The organism is Pengzhenrongella sicca, assembly GCF_017569225.1.
In the GTDB taxonomy this organism is placed as follows: Bacteria; Actinomycetota; Actinomycetes; order Actinomycetales; family Cellulomonadaceae; genus Pengzhenrongella; species Pengzhenrongella sicca.
Genome location: NZ_CP071868.1, coordinates 2,188,370 through 2,203,219, shown reverse-complemented (window position 1 = coordinate 2,203,219; position 14,850 = coordinate 2,188,370). Strand labels below are relative to the sequence as shown.

Sequence of the window (14,850 nt, the reverse complement as noted above, 5' to 3'; positions counted from 1 at the left end):
TCGACGATTCGAACCTTCCCGCGGCGCGGCGGCGCGGCTACGCCTTGAGCAGGATCATCAGCTTCAGCTCGGAGTCGAACTCCCGGGCGCCGATGTAGTCGCGCGCGCGGGACTCCAGCCCGGCGTCGTGCAGGGCGGTGCCCTCGAACCAGACGGCGGTGCGGTTGTTGTCGAGGTGCTGGACGAACGTGTTCGCCGGCCGCGGGTTGCGGCCCCGCTCGTTGTCGCCCTGCGCGGGCGTGCCCGCGAAGTTCACGGACTTGCGCGGCCGCATCTGGAACACGATGTCGTTCCAGTCGCCGTTCTGCTTGAGCCGCCGCACGGTCTGCTGCTCCTTGCAGCAGCGCTCGAACCACGGCGAGTGGCAGTACTGATCGTCCCCGAACTGGTCGTTCGGGTCGCGGTAGAACGCCTTCCAGAACTCCGTCTCGAGGTCGTCCAGCGTCGTGGTGTCGGTGTACTCGACCTGATAGCGGGCGAGCATGTCCGCGAACGGGATGCCCAGGTCGGGGAAATCGGGGGGTTGGATGTCGATCGAGCGGCGCGTGCCGTCGTCGGCCGTCACGCGCACCCGGCGCTCCTCGGAGTGGTGCAGGTAGAACGTCGCGAACGCGGCGCGGGTCTCGTCGTCCTCGCGGCACACGACCTCGAAGTACTCGAGCTTGTACAGGTCGACGACCGGCGCGGTGCCGAGCCCGTGCTCGAGCACCGTGATCTCGCCCGCCCGCAGGACCTTGACGAGCTGCTGGTACCCGGAGCGGCCGCGGACCTCGTCGAGCACCCGCTTGGTGACCTCCGCGGTCAGGGCGTCGAGGTCCTTGCCCTCGAGGTGGTCGGCGTCGTCGGCCGACGCGACGTGCGTGACGGCGTCGGCCGCGGCCTGCGACGTCGAGCGGATGTCGGCGTGGATCTTGACCTGCACGGTGTTCCAGTCCTCGGCCGTGAGCAGGTCGCCGGGGGCCCGTTCCACGTAGGGCACGGTGGTCTCGGTCATGGTGTTCCTCTCCTCATCACGGGCGGAGCCCGGTTTCGTGGGTTACGGCCGGGACGGCCCTGTCCCTGGTGACGTGCGCGCGGATCCCCGCGGCCTTGGCGGTGCCCACCCCGACGGGGCGTGGGGCGAGCAGGTCGTCCGCGAGCGTCGGCAGCGGCGGGCCGAACACGACGGCGCGCGCGTTCTCGAACCGGCCGCCCGGCAGGCGGACCTCGAGGTCGTAGATGGCCGGCCCGGCGACCCGTGCGGTCACGGTGATCTCGTTGCCGTACGCGCCCACCTCGGCGGCGCGCAGCTCGAGGAAGCCGGGGGCGAGCCCCGGCCCGGAGACGTACAGCCGCGCCTCGGCGTCGGGCCGGCCGAGCGTCAGGGGCGCCGGGTCGCGGAACGGCAACGCGACCGGGGCCCAGCCGATCGGCACGGCTGGCGCGAGCCGGGCCTCGATGAGCCGCGAGCCGGTGTTGATCCGCGTCACGACGTGCTGGTCGTCGGTCAGCGGCTCGGTCACGACGCCGGGCAGCAGCTCGGGCTCGGCGGCGCCGAACCGCGCCTGCCCGAGCTCGACCCCGAACCGGACGTCGAGCTCGCGCGGAAGGCTGACCTCGAACGCGCCGGCCTCGTGCGCGTCCCAGGTCACCGCGACGTGCGCGGTCGCCGCGTGCGTCGCGGCGGCCGCGAACACCGCGGGGGTCTCGGCCGGCCCGAGCCGGCTCAGGTCGAACACGGCCTCCTCGGTGCACGCCCCGCCGGCGAACCGGTCGGTGTCGAAGACGGCCTCGTCGAACCGGGCGGCGCGGCACTGCGTGAAGCTCCAGCGGTTTCGCCCGCGCCGCACGGTCAGCGCGCGGGTCCCGTCGGCGCCCGCGCCGGGGGCCGGCGCGACGTGCACGAGCTCCGGGGCGAGCACCCGCGCGACGCCGTCCGTCACGAGCGTCGCGGTGACCCCGCCCGCCGCGGCGGGCTCGAGCACGAGCCGCCCGCCGGCGACGACCGGCTCGTCGACGCGGACCGACCAGCCGGCCGCGGGGTCCGCGAGCCGCGGCCCGGCCACCCCGGCGGCAGTGGTGAGCTCGACGCGTCCGGGCACGGCGGCGGCCCCGGCGTTCGCGAACAGCAGGACCGAGCCGTGCCGCACGTCGAACCCGGCCGCGGCCGTCGTGGGCGGGTACTCGACGACCTCGAGCTGGCGCACGGGCACGACCTCGACCCGGGCGTCGGCGCCCGCGTCCCGCGAGACGAGCCGGAGCCGCTGGGCGGGGCCGACCTGCGCGACGCCCGGCAGGACGCGGTCGATCGCGGCGACGACCTCGCCCAGCAGCGTGGCCGACGCCGTCACGCCGGCGACGTCGACGTCGACCGGCTCGCCGCCGTCGACCGCCAGGCGCAGGATCGACCGCTCGCCGAGGTCGACGGGGCCGAGCAGGTCGACCGTCCCGTCGATCACCGCGGGCGCCGGGTCGGCCCCCGTCGCGACCAGGCCCGCGGCGCCGAACAGCAGCGGCGCGGCGTCGCCCGCGCCGGTGCGCGCGACGTCGAGCCGGCTCGACGGCCCGCTCGAGGGCGACGTGACCTGGACCGCGAGCCCGCCGGGGATCGCGACGGTCACCGCGGCCGCGGTCGTCGCGGCGTTGATCGCCGCGGCGACCTGCGCCGCCGGCACCGCGCCGTGGTCCGCCGGCGCGACGGCTGCGGTGAGGTCGACGATGACGGGAGCCGCGCCGTCGACGGCGAGGGTGAGCAGGTTCGCGACGCGCAGGTCCGCGCCGGCGGTGAGGTCGACCACCCCGGTCAGGCGAGCCGCGGTCGCGCCTCGGCCGGCGTAGGTGCGCGGCGGCGCGATCCCCAGCAGCGTCGCGGTCGCGTCGGTGCCCACGCTCGGCGCCTCGAACGTCAGGCTCGCGCCCGCGCCGGTCGTGGGCGCGACGAGCAGCAGGTGCGTGCTGTCGTGCGCGGCGACCGGCGCGGCGAGCGCGAGGTTGATCCGCGCGACGAGCTGGCTCAGGGGTCGCACCGCCGTCGCGACGCCGTCGCCCACGGGCACGTCGACGGGTGCCGCGCCGTCGACGCCGATGCGGAGCGCCGCGTCGGCCACCAGCTCGACACCTGCGGACAGGTCGACGGTGCCCGTGAACCGCACGCCGGCGGCGCCGTCGCCGCGCGCGGTGCGGGGGGTCAGGCCCAGGACGCGGTCCAGGGCGTCGCAGGCGCGCGGCGGCTCGAGCGCGACGCGCGAGGCGCCGCCCGGCTCCGGGTCGGTGAGCACGATCGTGTGGCCGTCGGTCGTCGCGACCGGGCCCGCCGCGGCGACGATCCTCGCGACGATCTCGGCGGGGGTGGTCGCGCGCGGGCGCGGCCCGGCGCAGTCGATCTCGACCGGCTCGGCGTCGCCGATCCGCAGCCGCAGGTAGCGGTCGGTGGTCAGGTCCGCCCCGCCGGACAGGTCGGTGCCGCCCGCGAGGAGCGCGGCCTGCGCGGGTGCGCCGGCGGCGGACCGGGCGGTGAAGCCGAGGACCTTAGTCGCGGCGTCGTCCGTGACCCGGGCCCGCGTCACGAACCGGCGGCGCAGCGTGCGGCGCAGCGGGGCCACCTCGAGCCGGCCCGCGGCGCCGGCCGCCGTGGAGACGAGGATCAGGTGCGCGCCGTCGTCGGTCGCGACGGGGTCGTCGGCCGGGTCGTCGGAGCCGAGCGCGGCGTTGACGGCCGCGGCGACCTCCTCGACGCTCGCGTGCGTGGGGTCGGCGACCCCCGCACGCAGGTCGACCTCGACCGGCGCGGCGCCGTCGACGGCGAGCACGAGCAGGTGGCGGGCGCTGAGGTCGACGCCCGCGGAGAGGTCGACCTGCCCGGTCAGAGCCGCGGTCACCGGCGCGGCGCCGCGCGCGGACCGCGGGCGCAGGCCGAGCACGGCCTCGGCCGCGTCGCCCGCGACCTCCTCGACGCGCACGAGGCCGGCCGCGCCGGCGGTCGTGGAGGCAAGCGTGATGCGGTCCCCGTCGTGCGAGGCGACGGTCGCGCCGAGGCCCTCGTTGACCGACGCGACGATCTCGGCCGGGGTCGTGGCCGCGGGCGCGAGGCCGGCGATGTCGACGGTGACGGCCGGCTCGGCGTCGACCGCGATCCGCAGCAGCGAGTCGCCGGTGAGGTCGACGCCCTGGCCGATCCCCCGGTCGGACGCGACGCTCGCGCGGCGGGCGGCCGCCCCGACCGCGGCCCGGGGCGCGTCGCCGAACAGCCGCGCCGTGGCGGGCTGGGCCGCGGGGTCCAGCAGCACGATCGACCCGGCCGGCCCGAGGGTCGGCGAGGCGAGGGTGAGGAACCGGCCGTCGTCGGTCGCGGCGTCGAAGCCGAGCGCGGCGTTGATCGCGTCGGTCACGTCGCCGACGTCGACCGCGGCCGGGTCGGGCGCGAGCACGGCGCAGTCGACCTCGACCAGGTGCGCGCCGTCGACGGCGAGGCGCAGGTACCGCTCGCCGGTCAGGTCGAGCGCCGTACTCAGGTCCGCGGTGCCGGTCAGCCGGGCCCGCGTGGCGTCCGTGCCGGCGTAGGAGCGCGGCGCCAGCCCGAGCACGAGGTCGGCGGCGTCACCGGGCCCGTCCTCGACGGCCACCTGCGACGCCACGCCGGTCGTGGTCGAGGTCAGCGTCAGCCGGCCGCCGACGGCCGCCGCGACGCCCGCGACGCCGAGCTCGGCGTCGATGGCCGCGACGAGCTCCGCAGGGGTGACCAGGGCGGGGTCGCCGGCGCCGGTCGTGAGGTCGACCGGCAGCGCGCCGTGCCCGTCGAGCGCGACCCACAGGATCGACCGAGCGCGCAGGTCGACGCCGAGGCCGAGGTCCACGTCGCCGACCAGCCGGGCCGGCGCGGCGTCGGCGCCGTCGGCTACCGCCGCTCCCGCGCCGAGCACGAGCGACGCGGCGTCGGCGCCGAGCGCCGCGGTGGTCACGAGCACAGGCTCCGCGCGGTCCCACCACGCGTCGAGCGCGTCGTCCTCGATGTGCAGCCCGAGCGCCTCGGCCGTGATCCGCAGGATGCCCCGCACCGTCACGGTCCCCTCGAGGTGGGTGCGCACGTACCGGCGCAGGTGGTCGCGGAACTCCTCGACGCTCTCGTCGGGCCGCGGCGCGAGGCCGTACAGCGCGGCGAACAGCGCGAGGTCCTCGATGCGCGGCTCCCCCGCGTCCGCGAACTGGACCCAGTGCGCCCGCATCACCGCCACCAGCGAGTTCTCCGCCTGCTGCAGCTCGCCGCCGTACGCGTCGACGAGCGCGCGGAGCGCGGACGGGTCGCCCCGCAGCCGGAACGTGGGCGGCAGGTTCGCGAGGATGCGGTCGGCCTTAGGCACCTCCCGCCTCCGTCTCCACGTCGCCCGCGACCATCGACAGCGCGATCCACCACGGCTCGGTGCCCACGGTCGCCGACACGGCGAACGTGCCGGCCTCGATCTCGTCGTCGGCGGCGGGCCGCCCCGCCCGGCCTTCGGCGGTCGACTGCAGCAGCGACCGGTCGGGGATCCCGGCGCCGCTCGGCGCCTGGCTGCCGGCGGCCGTCACCGCGCCGGCGAGCGCGGCCCGGAGCGCAGCGTCGTCCCCGGCCGGGGCGAGTCGCGCGGCCTGCACGAGGGCCTCGATCAGGCCCGCGTCGCCGTCCGGCCCCGCGAGGTCCGCGCGCACGACGACGACGTCGACGATGGTCGCGGCCGTCACGTCGTCGACGGCGCGGACCGCGGCGAGCAGCGCGGCGCCGTCGGCCGGGTCCCCGCGGGTGAGGCCGTCGACGTAGGCCTGCAGCGCCGCGACGACGTCGAGGCGGATCTGCTCCTGCCCCGGCGCGGAGATCCCACCCGTGATCGTCGCGTGGACGCGCGGCGTGATGGTCACGTACCGCGCGACGAGGCTCGCGAGGACCCCCGCGGCGCGGGTGGAGTGCACCGCGTCGAGCAGGCCCGGCAGCCGCTCGGGCTCGGCGTCGACGACGACCGTGACCGTGCCCGGCTCGGACCGGGTCGCGAGCGGGCCGTTCGGGTCGAAGAACTCGACGGGGGTGCCGCGGCCCTCCCGGATCGCGTGGTCGAGCGCCGCGAGCGTGGCCTTGCCCAGGGCGCGCAGGGCGGACTTGGCGCGCGTGCGGAGCTCCTCGTCGGTCTCGTCCGCCGCGGCCCGCGCGGTCGGGTCGAGGTTGCTCACGCGTTCGATGCCGGCGACCGGCTGGGACATCTCGGTGATCGTGCCCGCCGCGACGATGCCCGGCTCGCCCGCGAACCCGACGTCCGCGCGGACCGGGGCGTCGATCCGGACCTGCCCGCGCTGCAGCGTGCGCGGCTGGGTCGTGGCGAACACGACGGCGCCGTTGGTCGTCGTCAGTCGCGTGCCGGCGCTGATCGTGATGTTGCCGTCGATGCCGGCGGTCCGGAAGAAGGTCACCAGGCCCTCGGCGAACTCGGCGGTCTTGCGGGTCACGTCGAGGATCGCGACGACGTAGTCGAGCGACGTGCCGGTCGCGGTGTCGACGAACGCGGACAGGTACGCGAGGTTGATCTGCTCGTAGACGGTCGCGATCTCGCGGCCGACGGCCTCCGTGAGGGTGCGCGTCACGCTGCCGACGTTGATGTCGGACAGCGGCGAGCGGCTGTCCACCCGGAAGTAGTCGACGTAGAACGTCGTGTCGTCGTCGGGGCGCGTCCCGTCGTCGAGCCAGACGACCGCGTTCGTCGCGGTCCCGGAGAACACGAAGTCGATCGCGAGCAGGAACGTGCGCGGCAGCGCCGCCGCGGTCCCCGTGATGCCGCGGATGCCCGCGGCGGGCTCGGCGAGGGCGTACGTGAGGACCTTGAGGTCGAACCGGATCGGCTCGTTGACGACCCCGCCGACGACCGACGTGAGGATGTCGTCCACGAGGTCCCCGAAGGGGCGATGGACGAGGGTCGCGGTGTCGATGTTCATGGGACACCTCCGGTGTCGAGGTTCATCGGGACACCTCCGGCGTCAAGGTTCATGTCGCTCCTCCCGCGAGCGGGACCGGGAACACGAGGTTGAGCTCGGTCACCTGGTCGATGGCGACGACGGCGGCCCGCACGTCGACCCAGGTCGGGTCCCCGCTGCGCGTGGTCACCACGATCGAGCGGACCCGCGCGATGCGCGGCTCGTCGAGCAGCGCCTGCAGCGCGTAGAGCTTGGCGCGGTTGCGGGTCGCCTCGTTGTTGAGCTCGCCCACGAGCTCGTGCAGGCGGCTGCCGTACGTCGGGTGGCCGAGGTGGGCGAGCTCCCCGACCTGGGTGAGGAACCGCAGCAGGAGCGCCTGCTGCAGGTCGGCGACGCCCTCGAGGCGCTGCAGGTCGTGCGGGGACGCGTCCGGGTCCCCCGGCAGCCGCAGCTGCGGGCGGATCGCGGTGAACAGGTCGCCGCCGCGCTCGCGCTGCTCGGCGCGCTCGAGGTCGCCGAGCAGGCGCAGGTCCGCGCCGAACAGCTCCTCGCGGGGTACCGCGGGGCCGACGATCGGTGTGCTCATCGCTGCTCCCTCCGTTTGGCCATCCCGGGCCTGGCGACCCCGCTCCTGGCGATCCCGGTCATGGCGGCCACCCGTCGCTGACGAAGGTCGCCGCGGGCGGGCCGACCACGCTCAGCACCCCGGGCGGCGAGGGGATCATGTCGCCCACGCGGACCAGGGCCCGGCCCGCGACCCGGACGCCGCCGCTGCCCAGCGGCCCGATCACGAGCGGGTACGGGACCCCGGTCACGGAGTTGACCATGAGGCAGATCGCTCCGGTCGTGGCGAGCGGCATCCCGCCTGCGGTCACGAACGGCGGCAGGACGACCATGATCGTGCCGGTGTCCGGGGCGCCGGTCGCCCCGGGCGTGACGATGACCGACGCGCCGATCGAGACGGGCAGTCCTGGCACGGTGGCGGCTCCTTCCGGAAGCGGCGGCTGCGCGGGCAGCCGAGGTGAGGGTGGTCATGGCGAGAACGACGTCTGACCCTTGATGGTCACGAAGCCGCCCTGGACGGTCGCGCCGGCCGACCCCTCGAGGGTCGCCGACAGGGATCCCTGCACCTTCGCGGTGGTGCCGGCCGTGGCGTCCAGGCTCGTGCCGGCGGTGATCGTGACGGACCCGCCCGCCTCGAGCGTGAGGTCGGTCGACGCGCGCAGCGTCACGGCCCCGGCCGACTCGAGCGTGACGTCGCCGTCCTGGTCCAGCACGACGGTCGAGGTGCCCGCCTTGACCCGCACCGTGCCGCCGCTCGTGCCCGACTGGTCCAGGCGCAGCTCGGTCTCCCCCGCGGTCGCGGTGACGGTGCCGTCGACGATGCGCACCGTGATCTTGGGCGGCATCTCGATGATGAGCTCGCGCGGCGGGCTCGCGTCCGCGTGGTTGCGGATCGCGGCCAGGACGCTCTCGTCGTCGGCGGCGGCCAGCGGCAGCCGGAAGACCAGCTCGTCGGTCGTCGACGTCGGCGGCCGGTCGACGTCGTCGTACAGACGCGCGACGACGATCGGCGCGTTCACGTCGCCGTGGTCGAAGCTCACGAGCACCAGGTCGCCCACGTTGGGGATCGCGACGCTGCCGACGTGCCCGGTCGCGACCGGGACCCGCCGGAGCGCGAGCCCGCTCGTGCGGAGCGTGACGTCGACGCCGTAGTTGTCGTCGTCGGCGGCGTCCGCGTGCGAGTGCACCGCCTCGACCACGCCGAGCTCGGTGACCCGCACGGCCGCGAGCTCGTGCCGCACGATCGCGGCGATCGTGTCGACGATCGTCATGGCGCACCTCCCCCCGCGCCCGAGGTCGGGCCCGAGGCCGCGGCCGCCGCGGCGCCGACCAGGCTGCGCAGCGTGAGGTCCGTGAGCAGGCCGCCCGCCTTCGTGAGCCGGTGCGCGACGCCGCGCACCTGGTAGTTGCCGTCGAGCCGGTCGACGCGCGCGCGCTCGGGGAACCGTTCGAGGCGGACCAGGTCGCCGAGCGCGACCTGCGGCCGGCCCTGGATGCGGACCCAGACCCGGACGGCGGCCGCGGCCAGGGCGTCGGCGATGCCGGTGGCCGCCGTCGCGGCGGCCTGCGCGGTGCGCAGCGCCGCCCGCTCGACCAGGAGCGTCGGGGCGCCCGTGCCGGCGCTGCCGCGCCGGGGCGCGAAGTCCTTGGTCAGCCACGCCCAGGACTCGTCCCCGCGGGACGACCCGGGGCTGTCCCCCCATACCTCGACGGTGCCGGCGCGCGGCCGGGCGCGGGCCTGCTCGGCGGCGAGGACGTGCTCGCCGTACCGGAGCACGTGCACCGTGCGGCTGCCCGCCAGCGCCTCGAAGACGAGCCCGCCCTCGGGCGTCAGGTAGGTGTCGAAACCGGCGACGTAGGCGAGGTCGCGGATGTGCCGGGCGGCGTCGCGGCGTCCGTCGACGACGTACGCGGCGAGCGCCGGCCCGTCCTCGACGCGCGCGACGTCGATCCCCGCCTCTCCCGCGAGGGCGCGCACGATGTCGCCCGCGGTGCCGTCCTCGAACGTCCGGTCAAGCCTGGTCCGCAGCAGGGCGTCGGCGCGCGAGTGGCCGACGACGCGCACCGTGCGCAGCCCGGGCTCGACCGTCACGACGGTGCCCGTGAGGACCCGGACGAGGCCGGCGGCGTCGTCGGCGTAGCCGAGGTCGACCGACACGTCGTCGCCCGGCTCGGCGGGCAGCCCGCCCACCTGGCCCTGGACCAGGGTGACCGAGTCCGCGGGCGTGTCCATGTCGAGCCGCACCGCGAGCTCGACGGCGGTGCTCGCCTGCGGCCGCGCGGTCGTGTCGACGACGTGGTCGCCGATCGTCACGCGATACCCCGGTCGCAGCACGGTCACCCCCTCCCCTCGTCGCCGGCCGTCAGCCAGCCCAGCAGCGCGGGGCTCGTCGTCGCGGGGTCGCGCGGGTCCGCGAGCTCGGTCCGGAGGGCGGCGCGCAGCTCAGCGTCGCCCTGCTCGCCCGCGGTCCGCTCGCCCGCGGTCCGCTCGCCCACGGTCCGCTCGCCCTCAGGCCCGGGTGCCGGCGCGAAGACGTCGTCGGGGGTGAGGGGCTCGGGCTGGGGAACCGCGACGAGGTTCGGCACATACGTCGTGAGCAGGTGCTCCCGGAGCTCGCCGAGGCGCGGGTCGAGCGCGCTGCGCAGCATGGCCCGCGCGAGCCGGGCACGGTGGGCGGCTGGGAAGCTGCCGGTGAAGGTGAGGTCCTCGTAGGCGGAGACCAGATAGGTCTCCTGCGCCTCGATGCGCGTGGCCGGATCCTCGGCGATGCGCATGAGCGCGTCGAACCGCTCGGCGCTGGCCCGCAGGGCCTCGCGCGCCGCGACCCAGACGTACCGCGCGAACGCGGCGCCGCCCGTGCCGCGCTCGCGCTCCGCCTCGGCGAGCAGCCGGTCCGCCGTCAGGTGGCGCCGGTGCAGCCGCAGCGTCAGCCGCAGGTCGTCGAGCACCCCCGCCGCCTCGACCAGCTGGTCGCAGTGCTCCTCGGTGAGCGCGACCCGCAGGTCGGTCGACGCCGCGTCGCAGATCGCGACGAGCCGCGACCCGGGCAGGGTCGGCACGTGCGACCACAGGCCGTAGTAGTCGCCGATGCGGCTCCCGGAGCTGCGCTCGACGACCTCGAGCGTCACCGCCTCCCCCGCCGCGGCGCGCAGCCGCCCCGTGAGGACCTCGAGCACGCGCACCTCAAGCGTGCCGGTCCGGCGCTGCAGGGTCGTGCCGGGCTCGGGCTCCCAGGCGCCGAGGTCGGCGCGCACCACCTCGACCGCCACGATGAGCCCGGCGGTGAGGACCTCGGAGGTCACGGCGTAGTCGCTCATGCGCGGGCGTCCCTCGCGAGCTGGTCCGTGGAGGCGGGGAAGCGCACCTCGACCGCGGTGGTCGCCGCCGCGACGGCGGGCGAGGTCGTCGTCGTGCCCGCGATCGTCGTCGTCGGCGCCGTCACCACGGCGATCGCGCCCGTGCCGGGGGTGATGGTCCACTCCCCGAGCTGGGTCCAGCGCAGCTCGAGCACGACGGCGTAGGCGCGGTCGGCCGGGTCGCCCGTCGCGCCGCTGGCGGCGGACCGGTTGGTCCACACGCCCAGGGTCGAGGAGAACGTGAGACCGAACTGGAACCGGCGCAGGGTGGCCGCGGCGAAGCCGACGTGGTTCGGCGGCTCACCGTCGCCGGGGCTGTCGACGGACTCCACGATCCAGCGTTGCCCGAGCGCGAGCGGGGCGCGCGGCGGGCGGATCCGGCTGCGCGTGAGGGTCGCGGAGTCCCCGCCCAGGCCGACGACGCCGACGCCGCGGCCCGAGTCGAGCAGCGGCGGCGCGAGCGGGACGGGCGCCGGGTCGCCCGGCAGGAAGATCGGCTCGGTCGCGGTGCCACCCGTCGCGGCCCCCGTGTTGGCGGCGAACACCGTCGGGTCGAAGTGCGCGACGGGCACGACGCCGGTCGTGTCGAGGAACGTTCCGACGATGGCCTCGACGGCCGTCTCGTTGTTGATCCAGCCGCCGAAGAACTGCTCGATGACGCGCCGCCCCGCCACGCCGCCGGTCACGACGTCGATCTGCGCGTTCAGGTGGATCGCCGCCGTCGCGGGCGCCGCGATGTTGAACACGCCCGAGCTCACGGCGATCCCACCGACCCCGTTCGGCCCGACCACGAAGTTGCCGCTGCGCGCGATCGAGCTGTCGAGGAAGAGCGTTGCCCGCCCGAGCACGACGTTCAGCACGATGTTCGGCTCGCGGTCGATCCCGTGCTCGAAGCGGCCGGTGCCGTTGCCGTCCACGAACGGGCGGACGTGGAACGTGCCGACGTTGTCGGTGAGCATCGTGGCCGTGAGCGGCGCCGCGAGAATCTGGGTGACGTCGGGGGCGGCCGTGGGGCTCAGGTCGATGATGGCCTGGGGATCGTCGCCGCCGCTCGCGGCCGACAGGCCCCGCGCCCGCTGGGCCCCCCAGAGCACGGGGACCCCGGCGGGCGCGACGCTGACCGAGAGCTGGATCGGCGTGGCCGCGGCCACCGAACCCTCCACGAGCGGCACCGGGAGGTTGACGGTCGGGTCCTCGTCGAAGTCCGCCGGCGCGGGCACCGCCCCGACGACGACGACGTGCGGTGCGGGCGCGTTGGCGCGGGTGGTGCGCTCCGGCGTCGGCGGGATCGTCGCGGTGAGGTTGAACAGCTGGACGACGGTCAGCTGGACCCGGTCCCCGTCCGGCTCGACCGCGTCGATCCCGAGCTGGAGCACGGTGTCCTGCAGGCCCCCGCTCACCCCGGTGCCCTCGACCCAGAACTGGGTGCCCGCGGGCCCGATCGCGGCGTTCGGGAGGTTCACCGGCGCCGGGACGACGGCCTGCCCGGCCGCGGCGACCTCGTCGGCCGCGGCGAACAGGCGGGTCCGCGCATCGAGCGGGGTGAGCACGAGCGTGCCCGCGAACGCGGTCGGCTGAGCCTGGCGGACCGTGATCAGGGCCCGCCCCGCGTGGTTGCCGGCGTCCTGGACCTGGACGAACCGCCCGGGGACGATCTTCGCGGCCTCGGACAGCGCCGCCGGGGCTACCCCGGCGGCGGTGCGGCTCTCGTGCAGGTCGAGGAACAGCTCCACCGAGGTCATCGCGTGCGTCGAACTCAGCCCGGGCGTGCCGCCGACCGTCAGCAGCAGGGTCAGGATCACGTCGCCGACCGCGGCGCTCGGCGCGCGGCCCTGCGCGAACAGCGTCACGCCGGCCGCGAGCTGGGCGGAGGTGAAGACGTTGTCGACGCCGTCGAAGGCCAGCTCGGTGCCCCCGGCGGCGGCGTCGAAGAGCTGGACGAGGTCGCTCGATCGGTCAAGCCGGCCGGTGCCCGTGAACGCCGTCGACGACCGGAGCACGACGGGCCGGCGCGCCGGGTTGGTGTGCGGCTTGCGCACGACGACGACGTCGGGGCCGGTGATGCCCGGCTGCACGGAGGCGACCGCCCGGTCCACGACGACGACGTCGGCGGGCGCGGACCCGTCGAGGCGGAAGCAGGTCGCATTGCCGCGCACGTCGGCGAGCGCCTGGGCGCGCGTGCGCACCAGGACCGGGCCGTCGACGGAGATCGTGAACGTGCCGGGACCCTTGTGCGGCGGCGCGGGCGGGGGGAACGTGAAGCCGCCGTCCGCGGCCGTGCGGCCGGCGATCGGGGTGCCGGCGTGCGCGGCCGGGCCGGTCGTCGCGACCTCCCCGTTGAGGTACTCGCCGTCGGCGGCGGTCAGCACGTACGTGCCGGCGAACGGCGTGCCGTCCTCGAAGTGGATGGCCCCGGCGACCTCGAACGTGCCGGGCTCGGCGGGCGTGCGGCACCACGACGTCGTCGGGGCCGCCGGGCACGCCTGGTCCCAGGGCACCACGAAGCAGTCCACCGCTGTGGCCGTCCCGTCGTCCAGGCACCAGCCGCCGCCGCCCGCGCCCGCGGGCACCTGCGCGAGCGTGATGGGCTCCGGCACCGGGCACGGCATCGCCTGCTCCTTGACGAACATCAGCTCGGTGCGGCGGTTCGGCCGCCACGCGGTCGGGACGTTGAGCACCGGGTCCTGCTCGCCGCACCCGAGCCAGCGCAGCGGCCCGTTGTCGCAGCCGGACGCGTTCGCGTTGGGCAGCAGCTGGGCGGTGGGCAGGGTGAGCGGGTCACGCGCGAGGTATTCCTCGATGAGGACCGGCCAGGTGTCGTCGCCGACGACGCCGTCGTCGACCAGGCCGTGGTCGCGCTGGAACTGGCGCACGGCGGCGTCCGTCAGTGCGGGGTCCCCGCCGACGTTGCCCTGGAACCGGCCGAGGTCCTGGAGCATGTGCTGGTACTCGCGTGTGCCCCAGGTGTCCTTGACCGTGGTGATCGTGCCCGCGGGCCGGGCCCGGCGCAGCTCGTCCCACTCGGCGACCGACGCCTGGGGCGCGCTGCCGAAGGTGAGCATCGCGAACGTCGCCCGGGCGCGGCGCTCGGACAGCGCCTGGTTGTACTCGGGCGAGCCGACGAGGTCGGTGTGCCCGACGATCACCAGCTTCTCGTCCGGGTGCGCGGCCGCGAACTCGACCACCTGCGCCAGGACGTGCCGCTGGCACGGCTCCACGAACGCCTTGTCGAAGTGAAACGTGATCACGAAGACGGTGCCGATCTTGGCGCCGCGGCGCAGCACGATCGTGGCCGACGCCGTCTGCCCGTCGACCACGCGCACGGGGGCCGAGCCGGTCAGGACCTCGTGCTGGCCCGTCGGCGTCCGGTCGTCGTCCACGAGCGCCTCGGCGGTGTACGCGCCCGCGGGGAACGGGTCCTCGAACCACGTGTCGGGGCGCACCCGGGTGGTGAGCACGCGCTCGAGGGGCGCGCCGCCGTCGTCCTGCGTGCCGCGGACGGTGACCCGCACGCGGTCCATGTCGAACGCGGGGTCGCCCTCGACCACGACCGTGACGGCCAGCTTGCCGGTCTCCACCTCCGGGGGCGGCGGGGGCGGGATGACCACGTCCTCGGTGTCGACCGGCTCGGCCTCGGTCAGCTCGCGCAGCGTGAGGTGGTACTCGAACATGCTGGGGCGGCCGGCCAGCTCGCGCACGTCCATCCGCTCGATCAGGACCCGGTCGACGAGCATCGCGGACGAGATGTCGGACACGAACGGGACCGGGTCGCCCGCGTGGAACTGCGCGCGCAGGTCCGCGAGGTGCTCGGACGTCTCGGCGGCCGTGAGCACGCCCGTGACCGACAGGCGCGCGCCGCGCCGGCCGAGGTCCTGCAGGAAGTCGCCTTCGAGCGCGGGGACCGGGTGGCGCACGACCACCTGGTCCTCGTCGGACTCGACGAGCTGGACCTGCTCCAGCTCGAGGTCTCCCAGCATCGGGCGGACCACGTCGCCTCCTTTCGCCTCCGGGGTGAGC

General features: G+C 75.8%; 9 protein-coding genes. All 9 read right to left on the bottom strand.

Annotated features, from left to right (window positions below):
- Positions 1-37: 37 nt before the first annotated feature.
- From J4E96_RS10045 to J4E96_RS10005, 9 genes are read right to left on the bottom strand one after another with little or no spacing between them, the layout of a single operon-like run.
- On the bottom strand, positions 38-994 hold the full coding sequence (locus J4E96_RS10045) for a hypothetical protein (protein ID WP_227421976.1): 957 nt from the start codon (positions 992-994) through the stop codon (positions 38-40).
- Positions 995-1,010: 16 nt separating this feature from the next.
- Positions 1,011-5,336 (bottom strand): hypothetical protein, encoded by a 4,326-nt coding sequence (locus J4E96_RS10040; RefSeq protein WP_227421975.1) that lies wholly within the window; start codon positions 5,334-5,336, stop codon positions 1,011-1,013.
- Positions 5,329-6,933 (bottom strand): baseplate J/gp47 family protein, encoded by a 1,605-nt coding sequence (locus tag J4E96_RS10035; RefSeq protein WP_227425597.1) that lies wholly within the window; start codon positions 6,931-6,933, stop codon positions 5,329-5,331. Before J4E96_RS10035 ends, J4E96_RS10040 begins: the two co-directional genes overlap by 8 nt.
- Before the next feature lie 49 nt (positions 6,934-6,982).
- Entirely contained in the window at positions 6,983-7,498 is a 516-nt protein-coding gene (locus tag J4E96_RS10030; RefSeq protein ID WP_227425596.1) for a GPW/gp25 family protein, read from the bottom strand.
- 58 nt (positions 7,499-7,556) lie between these two features.
- Entirely contained in the window at positions 7,557-7,889 is a 333-nt protein-coding gene (locus tag J4E96_RS10025; RefSeq protein ID WP_227425595.1) for a hypothetical protein, read from the bottom strand.
- 54 nt (positions 7,890-7,943) lie between these two features.
- Complete coding sequence (locus J4E96_RS10020; RefSeq protein WP_227425594.1) at positions 7,944-8,747, bottom strand: phage baseplate assembly protein V; 804 nt, start codon at positions 8,745-8,747, stop codon at positions 7,944-7,946.
- Positions 8,744-9,817: a hypothetical protein gene (locus J4E96_RS10015; RefSeq protein ID WP_227425593.1), complete on the bottom strand. Its 1,074-nt coding sequence runs from the start codon at positions 9,815-9,817 to the stop codon at positions 8,744-8,746. The genes J4E96_RS10020 and J4E96_RS10015 overlap by 4 nt, the downstream gene beginning before the upstream one ends.
- A complete protein-coding gene (locus J4E96_RS10010) occupies positions 9,814-10,794 on the bottom strand; it encodes a hypothetical protein (protein ID WP_227425592.1) in 981 nt (326 codons plus the stop codon). Before J4E96_RS10010 ends, J4E96_RS10015 begins: the two co-directional genes overlap by 4 nt.
- On the bottom strand, positions 10,791-14,822 hold the full coding sequence (locus tag J4E96_RS10005) for a peptidoglycan-binding protein (protein ID WP_227425591.1): 4,032 nt from the start codon (positions 14,820-14,822) through the stop codon (positions 10,791-10,793). The genes J4E96_RS10010 and J4E96_RS10005 overlap by 4 nt, the downstream gene beginning before the upstream one ends.
- Between the last annotated feature and the right edge of the window lie 28 nt (positions 14,823-14,850).

Bases quoted from the DNA above. Each gene is read 5' to 3' on its own strand.
- J4E96_RS10045 (WP_227421976.1), bottom strand. From the start codon at position 994: ATGACCGAGACCACCGTGCCCTACGTGGAACGGGCCCCCGGCGACCTG.
- J4E96_RS10035 (WP_227425597.1), bottom strand. From the start codon at position 6,933: ATGAACATCGACACCGCGACCCTCGTCCATCGCCCCTTCGGGGACCTC.
- J4E96_RS10030 (WP_227425596.1), bottom strand. From the start codon at position 7,498: ATGAGCACACCGATCGTCGGCCCCGCGGTACCCCGCGAGGAGCTGTTC.
- J4E96_RS10020 (WP_227425594.1), bottom strand. From the start codon at position 8,747: ATGACGATCGTCGACACGATCGCCGCGATCGTGCGGCACGAGCTCGCG.
- J4E96_RS10010 (WP_227425592.1), bottom strand. From the start codon at position 10,794: ATGAGCGACTACGCCGTGACCTCCGAGGTCCTCACCGCCGGGCTCATC.